This window comes from Burkholderia sp. Bp9099 (assembly GCF_003857805.1).
Taxonomy (GTDB): Bacteria; Pseudomonadota; Gammaproteobacteria; order Burkholderiales; family Burkholderiaceae; genus Burkholderia.
On sequence record NZ_QTPU01000067.1, the window covers coordinates 1 to 8,999 of the forward strand.

General features: G+C 69.1%; 7 protein-coding genes. All 7 read left to right on the top strand.

Annotated elements, in window-relative coordinates; all coding sequences use genetic code 11:
* The first annotated feature begins 166 nt into the window (after positions 1–166).
* Complete coding sequence (locus tag DIE17_RS36650; protein WP_124489841.1) at positions 167–643, top strand: chemotaxis protein CheW; 477 nt, start codon at positions 167–169, stop codon at positions 641–643.
* A gap of 8 nt (positions 644–651) precedes the next feature.
* On the top strand, positions 652–2,124 hold the full coding sequence (locus DIE17_RS36655) for a CheR family methyltransferase (RefSeq protein ID WP_124489847.1): 1,473 nt from the start codon (positions 652–654) through the stop codon (positions 2,122–2,124).
* Positions 2,121–2,858, top strand: a complete 738-nt coding sequence (locus tag DIE17_RS36660; RefSeq protein WP_124489842.1) for a chemotaxis protein CheW — start codon at positions 2,121–2,123, stop codon at positions 2,856–2,858. The genes DIE17_RS36655 and DIE17_RS36660 overlap by 4 nt, the downstream gene beginning before the upstream one ends.
* Complete coding sequence (locus tag DIE17_RS36665) at positions 2,855–5,233, top strand: hybrid sensor histidine kinase/response regulator (RefSeq protein ID WP_124489843.1); 2,379 nt, start codon at positions 2,855–2,857, stop codon at positions 5,231–5,233. Before DIE17_RS36660 ends, DIE17_RS36665 begins: the two co-directional genes overlap by 4 nt.
* Positions 5,230–6,237 carry a chemotaxis response regulator protein-glutamate methylesterase gene (locus tag DIE17_RS36670; protein WP_124489844.1) on the top strand — a complete coding sequence of 336 codons (1,008 nt, stop codon included), beginning with the start codon at positions 5,230–5,232 and terminating at the stop codon, positions 6,235–6,237. The genes DIE17_RS36665 and DIE17_RS36670 overlap by 4 nt, the downstream gene beginning before the upstream one ends.
* 45 nt (positions 6,238–6,282) lie before the next feature.
* A complete protein-coding gene (locus DIE17_RS36675; protein WP_124489845.1) occupies positions 6,283–7,413 on the top strand; it encodes a diguanylate cyclase in 1,131 nt (376 codons plus the stop codon).
* A 756-nt stretch (positions 7,414–8,169) separates the two neighbouring features.
* Positions 8,170–8,999: amino acid permease (locus DIE17_RS36685; RefSeq protein ID WP_124921826.1), on the top strand; the 830-nt coding region annotated here is incomplete at its 3' end.

An 8,999-nucleotide genomic window follows, 5' to 3' on the forward strand; every position in this document is an offset into this window, starting at 1 on the left:
CAGGCGCTGTCGCAGCTGTCGGAAGCCGCGCAGCAGACGGCCGAATCGCTGCGCCAGTCGTCGCAGGCGATCGACGATCTGACGCTCGTCGCGAACCACCTGCGCACCGGTGTGTCGCGCTTCAAGATCGACGGCTGACGCACGCGGCCTTCGTGCGGACGACACGATGCTCTTCCTACTTTTTGAACTCGACGGCGAACGCTATGCGCTCGATGCGACGCGGATCGTCGAGGTGCTGGCGCTCGCGCCCGTGAAGTCGATGCTGGGTACGCCGCCATGGCTCACCGGCGTGATCGATCACCGGGGCAAGCTGGTGCCGGTGATTGACGTGCCGCGGCTCGCGCTCGGGCGCGCGGCGCACGCGCTGCGATCGACGCGGCTCGTCGTCGTGCGCTATGCGCAGCAACACGAGGCGGACGGCGCCGATCGATGGCTCGGGCTGATCGTCGAGCACGCGACGCAGGTGCGCGAGTTCGCGCCCGCGCAATTCGCCGACAGCGGGATCGCGACGCCGCACGCGCGTTGGCTCGGGCCGGTCGCCGCCGACGCGACGGGATTCGTGCAGCGGATCGACGTAGAGCAGATGCTCGATGACGACGCGCGCGCATTGCTGTTTCCGCCCGCGCAGGCGCTTGCCGGATGATGGCCATGATGAACGCCAACGACCCTCGATTCGAAGCGTGGCTCGCGCGTGAAACCGGGATGGATGCGGCGACGCTCGGCAATCGTGCGCTCCCGCGCGCGGTTGCCGAACGCGCACGCGTCACGCAGGCCGATGCACCGGACGCGCCCGACACACCGCGGCCCGCCGGCGGCATGCCGGACGACGTCGCCGAGGCCGCCGGTGGCGCCGCGATCGATGCGTACTGGCAGCGGCTGAATGCGTCCGCGGACGAACGGCAGGCACTGATCGAAACGCTGGTCGTGCCGGAAACGTGGTTCTTCCGCGACCGCGAGGCATTCGTCGCGCTTGCGCGGATCGCCGACGTGCGGCTCGTGCGCGAGCCGGCGCGCACGCTGCGCGTGCTGAGCGTGCCGTGCTCGACCGGCGAGGAGCCGTATTCAATCTCGATGGCACTGCTCGACGCCGGCATCGGCCCGTCACGCTTCGCGATCGACGCGATCGACATCAGCGCACGCGCGATCGAGCGGGCGCGGGCCGGCGTCTACGGACGCAACGCATTTCGTGGCCACCCGCTCGAATTCCGCGACCGCCATTTCCGCGAAACGGTCGGCGGCTGGCAGCTCGACCCGCGGGTGCGCGAACCGGTACGCTTCGTTCAGGCGAACCTGTTCGACCTGCCGCTCGACGCGGACACGCGCTACGACTTCATCTTCTGCCGCAACGTGCTGATCTATTTCGACCGACACGCTCAGGACCAGTCGATCCGGCTGCTCGAGCGGCAACTCGCGGACGGCGGCACGATCTTCGTCGGCCCGGCCGAGACGGGGCTGATGATGCGGCATGCGCTGGCGCCCGCGCGCATTCCGCTTGCGTTCGCGTTCCATCGCGCGGCGCAGGCTGATGCTCCGGCCACGGGCGCGAACGATGGCGAGCGGCCGCCCACTGTGTCTGTGGCATCTGCGAAGCCGGTGGCGCCGCAGACGTTGCCGCCCCGGCACCCGGTGGCGGCACTCTCCATGGCAAACCATTTCGCAACGGCAACCCTGCACCGCCCGCCGGCCGTGCCACAGCGGCCGCCGGCGACACGCATCGCGCAGGCGGCGCCCGATGCCGCGGATGCCGCGCCGAGCGCACCCGCCGCCCCGGCGCCCATGCTCGCCGACGCCCGCCGGCTCGCCGACACGGGCCGCCTCGACGACGCCGAGCGTGCCGCGCACGCATTCACGCTCGCGCACGGCCCCGACGCGGACGCGTTCTACCTGCTTGGCCTGATCGCCGATGCGCGCGGCCTCGATGCGGACGCGCAGGATTTTTATCGCAAGACGCTGTATCTCGACCCGGCTCACTATGAGGCCCTGACCCATCTCGCCGCGCTGCGCGACGCGGCAGGTGACGCGGCAGGTGCCCGGCAACTGATGCTGCGTGCGCAGCGGGCAAGCGCGCGGCACGTCAGCCGTGCCGACGGCGGACCGGACCAGCGAACCGGGCGGAACCCATGACCCACGCCGCTCGTGACGATCGCGCTCCGGCCAGGGCCGTCGACGATTGCTGGAATCTCATCGGCACGCGAGGTGACGGCTCGTGTCCGCGGCTTGCCGTGCACACCCGCTGCCTGAACTGCCCGGTGTTCGAACACGCGGCCGGGAAGCTGCTCGACCGGCCGCTCACCGACGCGGACCTCGCCGAAACGGCGCGCGCCGCACGCAGCACCTCGCAGCCAGCCCCTGCAGACGCACGACTCACTGCATCCGCCGCATCTGCCGACGATGCGCAAGCGCAGCAGTCCGCGCTCGCGTTCCGCGTCGGCGACGAATGGCTCGGCCTGCCCGCCGCCGCGCTGCGGCAGGTCGACGGGCCGCGCCCGATCCATTCGCTGCCGCACCGGCGCGACGGCGCCGTGCTCGGGCTCGTCAACGTGCGCGGCACGCTGACGATCGCAGCATCCCTCGGTGTACTGCTGAATCTCGAACGCAACGCAACCGGACCGCACGAGTCGCGCAACGCGTATGCGCGGATGCTGGTCGTCGAGCATCGCGGCGACGCGGTTGCGCTGCCCGTCGACGAGGTCGAGGGCGTGCTGCGCTTCGCGGCGCATGCGCTGCTGCCGGTGCCGACGACGCTCACCCACGCGGCCGCGATGCACACGCGCGGCCTGCTCGCGTGGCGCGATACAACGATCGGCGTGCTGGACACCGATCGCGTGTTCGACTCGCTTGCGAGGAGCCTGCGATGAGCACGGACGACGACCTGATGCGCCTGTCGCTGCTCGACCTGTTCCGCGACGAAGCACACACGCAGACGCAGGCGCTCGCGAGTGGCCTGCTAACGCTCGAACATTCGCCCGGCGACGCGCCCGCGCTGGAAGCGTGCATGCGCGCCGCGCATTCGCTGAAGGGCGCCGCGCGCATCGTCGACCTGCAGGACGGCGTCGACGTCGCGCACGCGATGGAGGAATGCTTCGTCGCCGCGCAGCGTGGCGAGCTGACGCTGACGACCGCGCACATCGACGCACTGCTGCATGGCGTGGACCTGCTGCTGCGCGTCGGCAACGCCGATCCGGCGGCGGCGATCTCGCGCGCGGACATCGACGCGCTGGCCGCACTGGGTCCGACCGACGCGTCGGACGAGCGCGCCGACCGCGCGGTGTCGCTCACACCGCTTACACTGCCCGTACCGCCCGCGCCGGAACCAGGCGCCGCAGCGCCGCACATCGGCTCCGCGCCCGACGATGCCGCCCTTGTCTCGATATCGCCGCGCACCGGCGACGGCCCGCCGCGCCACCCGCCGGCCGATCCGTCGCCGGGCTTGCATGCCGTCGCGCCCGACGCCCCGCCTTTGCACACCCAACCGCCCCCCCGGCACGATCCGCAGCGGATGCTGCGCGTACGCGCCGAGCAACTCGATCAGCTGTTGAGCCTGTCCAGCGAATCGCTCGTCGAATCGCACTGGCTGAAGCCGTTCACGGGCTCGATCCTGCGCATCAAGCGGATGCAGCGCGACGTCGCGCGCTCGCTGGACGTGCTCGTCGAAACGCTGGCGGAGCGGCTCGACCCGGCCGCGCTCGCGTCGCTGAACGATGTGCGCCAGGGGCTCGGCAACCTGCAGCTGCAGCTCGGCGCGCGCCTGGACGAGCTCGACCGCTTCGACCGCCGCAGCACGCATCTCGCGCAGCAGCTTTACGACGAAGCGTTGCGCTGCCGGATGCGACCGTTCGGCGACGCAACGCACGCGTATCCGCGCATTGTCCGCGATCTCGCACGTTCGCTCGGCAAGCGCGTGCGATTCGCGATCGTCGGCGAAACGACGCAGGTCGACCGCGACATCCTCGACATGCTCGACGCGCCGCTCGGCCACCTGCTGCGCAACGCGCTCGACCACGGCGTCGAGACGCCCGACGAGCGCATCGCGCGCGGCAAGCCGGCCGAAGCGAGCGTGACGCTCGAAGCGCGCCACAGCGCGGGCCAGTTGCTGATCTCCGTCAGCGACGACGGCGCCGGCATCGATCTCGACGCGCTCCGTGCAGGCGTTGTGCGGCGCCGGCTCGCCGACGCCGACACGGCCGCGCGGTTGTCCGACCTCGAGCTGCTCGACTTCCTGCTGCTCCCCGGCTTCTCGATGCGCGACCGCGTCACCGATGTGTCGGGCCGCGGCGTCGGCCTCGACGCGGTGCACGACATGGTCAAGGCCGTGCGCGGCACCGTGCGGATCTTCACCGAGCCGGGCCGCGGCGCGCGCTTCGTGCTGCAACTGCCGCTCACGCTGTCGATCGTGCGCAGCCTGCTCGTCGAGGTCGGCGGCGAAGCGTACGCGATCCCGCTTGCGCACGTGCGCCGCACGCTCGAACTCGCGCGCGCCGACATCGACACGCTCGAAGGCCAGCAGCATTTCCGCTTCGACGGCCGCCCGGTCGGGCTCGTCACCGCGCACCAGCTGCTCGGCGCACCGCCGCCGGAACAGGCGGGCGACAGCGTCGCGACCGTCGTGATCGGCGACGAATGGGAGTCGTACGGGATCGCCGTCGACCGGTTCCGCGGCGAATGCATGCTGGTGATCCAGCCGCTCGATCGCCGGCTCGGCAAGGTCAAGGACATCGCGGCGGCCGCGCTGATGGAGAATGGCGAACCGGTGCTGATCATCGACGTCGAGGACTTGCTGCGTTCGGTCGACAAGCTCGTGCGCGGCGGCCAGCTCGACAAGGTGCAGCGCGCGCAGCACACGGCCGTCGCACGGCGCCGGCACGTGCTGGTGGTCGACGATTCGCTGACGGTACGCGAACTGGAGCGCAAGTTGCTCGAAAAGCGCGGCTATGCCGTCACCGTCGCGGTCGACGGGATGGACGGCTGGAACGCGCTGCGCGGCGCCGATTTCGATCTCGTCGTGACCGACATCGACATGCCGCGCATGGACGGCATCGAACTCGTCACGCTGATCAAGCGCGATGCCGCGCTGAAATCGCTGCCGGTGATGATCGTGTCGTACAAGGACCGCGAGGAGGACCGCCGCCGCGGACTCGACGCGGGCGCCGACTACTACCTGGCGAAGAGCAGCTTCCACGACGAAACCCTGCTCGACGCCGTACGCGACCTGATAGGAGAAGCCCGTCCGTGAACATCGGCATCGTCAACGACCTTCCGCTCGCCGTCGAGGCGCTGCGCCGCGCGGTCGCGCGGCGGCCCGAGCACCGCGTGCTGTGGGTCGCGACCGACGGCGCGCAGGCCGTCGAGTTCTGCGCCGCGCAACCGCCCGACGTCGTGCTGATGGACCTGATCATGCCGAAGTTCGACGGCGTCGAGGCGACGCGGCGGATCATGTCGTCGGGCAAGCCGTGCGCGATCCTGATCGTGACGAGCAGCATCGGCGCGAATGCGTGGCGCGTGTACGAGGCGATGGGCGCGGGCGCGCTCGACGCAGTCGATACGCCGCGGCTCGGCGCAGGCGCGAACGGCGACACCGCGCAGCTGTTGCTCGCGAAGATCGACCAGATCGGCCGGCTGCTCGACAATCCGGCGGGCGCCGCCCGCCCCGCCGGCACGACGGCGCGCGGCGACGGCGGGCCGCTCGTCGCGATCGGCGCGTCGGCCGGCGGCCCGACCGCGCTTGCGTCGATCCTCGGCGCGCTGCCCACCGATTTCGGCGCGCCGATCGTGATCGTGCAGCATGTCGACCAGGCGTTCGCGGACGGCATGGCGCGATGGCTCGACGGCCAGACGCCGCTCAACGTGCGCATCGCGCGCGAAGGCGACCGGCCGCAGCCGTCGTTCGTGCTGCTCGCCGCGACCAACGACCACCTGCGGATCACGCGCGCCGGCACGCTCGAATACACGCGCGAGCCGGCCGAGACGCCGTACCGGCCGTCGGTCGACGTGTTCTTCAGCAGCGTGACCGAGCACTGGCCCGGCGACGTGATCGGCGTGCTGCTCACCGGGATGGGGCGCGACGGCGCGATCGGGCTGAAGGCGATGCGGATGAAGGGCTACCATACGATCGCGCAGGACCAGGCGACGAGCGCCGTCTACGGAATGCCGAAAGCCGCCGCGACGCTCGGCGCCGCGCGCGCGATCCTGCCGCTCGAGCGCATTGCGGGCGAACTGGCGGCGCTCGTCGGGAACTGAATGAAATGGACTTGCGTGACAGCAATGACAACAACGGGTATCGACATGACTGGTGACTCCACGCGACGCCCGGGCCACGATAACGGCACTTCCGCCGCGGACGGCGCGGACGGCGCGGGCGCGGCGCTCGAAGCCGCGCGCGCGACCCTGCAGGTGCCGCCGGCGACCGACGTGCCGGTGATGGTGCTGCTGGTCGACGACCAGACGATCGTCGCCCAGGCCGTGCGGCGCGCGCTTGCCGACGAGGACCGCATCGACTTCCACTACTGCCCGCGCTCGGACGACGCGCTCGCCGCCGCAGTCGAAACGCGGCCGACCGTGATCCTGCAGGACCTCGTGATGCCCGGCACCGACGGATTGAGCCTCGTGAAGGCGTACCGCACGAATCCGGTGATCCGCGACGTGCCGATCATCGTGCTGTCGACCAAAGAGGAACCGGTAATCAAGAGCGCCGCGTTTGCGGCCGGCGCGAACGACTACCTCGTGAAGCTGCCGGACCGCATCGAGCTCGTCGCACGGATCCGCTACCACTCGCGCTCGTACGTCAACCTGCTGCAGCGCGACGAAGCCTACCGCGCACTGCGGCAATCGCAGCAGCAATTGCTCGAAGCGAACCTCGAACTGCGCCGCCTCACGCATTCCGACGGGCTCACCGGGCTGTCGAACCGGCGCTATCTCGACGAATACCTGAACGCCGAATGGCGGCGTGGCACGCGCGAGCGCAGCGAGCTGTCGCTGCTGATGATCGACGTCGACAACTTCAAGCTTTACAACGACACGTACGGCCACGTGTCGGGCGACGACGTGCTCAAGCGGGTCGCCTCGACCGTCGAAAGCTGCCTCGGCCGCCCGGGCGATCTCGCCGCACGCTTCGGCGGCGAGGAATTCGCGGTGGTGCTGCCGGGCACGTCGCCGGGCGGCGTGCGCCTGCTCGCCGAGAAGATTCGCCTTGCGATCGAAGCGCTGCGGCTCGAGCACGTGCATTCGTCGACCGGCCGCTACGTGACGATCAGCATCGGCGGCGCGAGCGTCGTGCCGGCGGCCGGCACGCCGATGACGTCGCTGATCGAAGCCGCCGACCGCGCGCTGTACCGCGCGAAGCACGACGGCAAGAATCGCGTCGCGATCGATGCGGGGCCGGCAACGCCGAGCGACGGCGGCGGGAAACCGGCCTGATGCGTACGCGGCAGCGTCTTGCTACGGCTATGTCAAGTTGACAAGCGCAGGCTACGTGCCTTCATCAAGAGTAGTTATCCTTATCAGATTACTTCGTTGGCTGCGGAAGAGACAGTCCAACCATGCCATGTGGCGAGGCGTTCTTTGAGTATGGCGCGACGACATACCGCGTTCATCTGATGTCTCGGCAACGCGAAGTGCTGCCGGATCGGACCGACGCAAGAGAGAAATGCCAGAGTGCGTCGCGCATCGCGAAATCCGCACAGCGCGCGCGTCCATCACACGATAGTCGGTCGCGATCTCTTTGCCCACTGATGCTTGAGGCAATGCCGGCCGGACGTCATCGCGCGCGGTGCCGCGCAGCCGATCTCGATTAGGCACGGCAGCCGCGGCGAGCCGAAGTGACCCTGAACCAGCATGAATCCCGGTCGGAAGTGGAAATAGAAAAATCGCAACGACAGTCGCACATGCGCGATATGCGGCATCGCACGCGACGAGCCCGCTGACGCACTTTGCGGCGCTACGGCCGAGGCCCATATGCAGGAATTCGAACAGGCCTAGTCCAAATTCGCATTCTGTTTGTGATGGGAATTACGGCTGAATAAGTTCGCGACATACCGCGCTTTTCGCCAAGATCGGCGAATCGCAATCAGGATGGGTGCGCTTGAATCCGCACCCTGATCCTCCGGTACCGGTGGTCCCGATCGTCTCGCGATCGGGATGAATCCAATTACATCCGTGCACGAGGATACCGTCATGGCATCGATTCCCGAACCGTCGACAACCGGCGAAACCGACAAACGCAGCTGGCTCGAATCGCACGAAGCCGGCTACCACAAGACCCTCGGCAATCGACAGGTGCAGATGATCGCGATCGGCGGGGCGATCGGCACCGGTCTGTTCCTCGGCGCGGGCGGCCGTCTGCAAGCCGCCGGACCGTCGCTCGCGATCGTCTATCTGGTGTGCGGCGCGTTCTCGTTCCTGATCCTGCGCGCGCTCGGCGAACTCGTGATGCATCGCCCCAGCAGCGGCAGCTTCGTGTCGTACGCGCGCGAATTCCTCGGCGAGAAGGCGTCGTTCGTCGCGGGCTGGATGTACTTCCTGAACTGGGCGATGACCGGCATCGTCGACATCACCGCAGTCGCGCTCTACATGCATTACTGGGCGCCGTTCGCGGCCGTGCCGCAGTGGATCTTCGCGCTCGTCGCGCTCTGCATCGTCGCGACGATGAACCTGATCGGCGTGAAGTGGTTCGCCGAGATGGAGTTCTGGTTCGCGCTGATCAAGGTCGCCGCGATCGTGCTGTTTCTCATCATCGGCTCGGTGATCCTCGGCACGGGCGTGCAGGTCGCCGGCCGTGACACCGGCATGCATCTGATCACCGACAACGGCGGCTTCTTTCCGCACGGACTGATGCCGGCGCTGGTGCTGGTGCAGGGCGTGGTGTTCGCGTTCGCGGGCGTCGAACTGGTCGGCACGGCCGCCGGCGAATGCAAGGACGCGCGCAAGGTGCTGCCGCGCGCGATCAACAACGTGATCTGGCGCATCGCGATCTTCTACGTCGCGTCGGTGGTGCTGCTGGTCTG

Coding starts and splice junctions, on each gene's coding strand:
- DIE17_RS36665 (WP_124489843.1), top strand. CDS start 2,855: ATGAGCACGGACGACGACCTGATGCGCCTGTCGCTGCTCGACCTGTTC.
- DIE17_RS36655 (WP_124489847.1), top strand. CDS start 652: ATGAACGCCAACGACCCTCGATTCGAAGCGTGGCTCGCGCGTGAAACC.
- DIE17_RS36660 (WP_124489842.1), top strand. CDS start 2,121: ATGACCCACGCCGCTCGTGACGATCGCGCTCCGGCCAGGGCCGTCGAC.
- DIE17_RS36650 (WP_124489841.1), top strand. CDS start 167: ATGCTCTTCCTACTTTTTGAACTCGACGGCGAACGCTATGCGCTCGAT.
- DIE17_RS36675 (WP_124489845.1), top strand. CDS start 6,283: ATGACTGGTGACTCCACGCGACGCCCGGGCCACGATAACGGCACTTCC.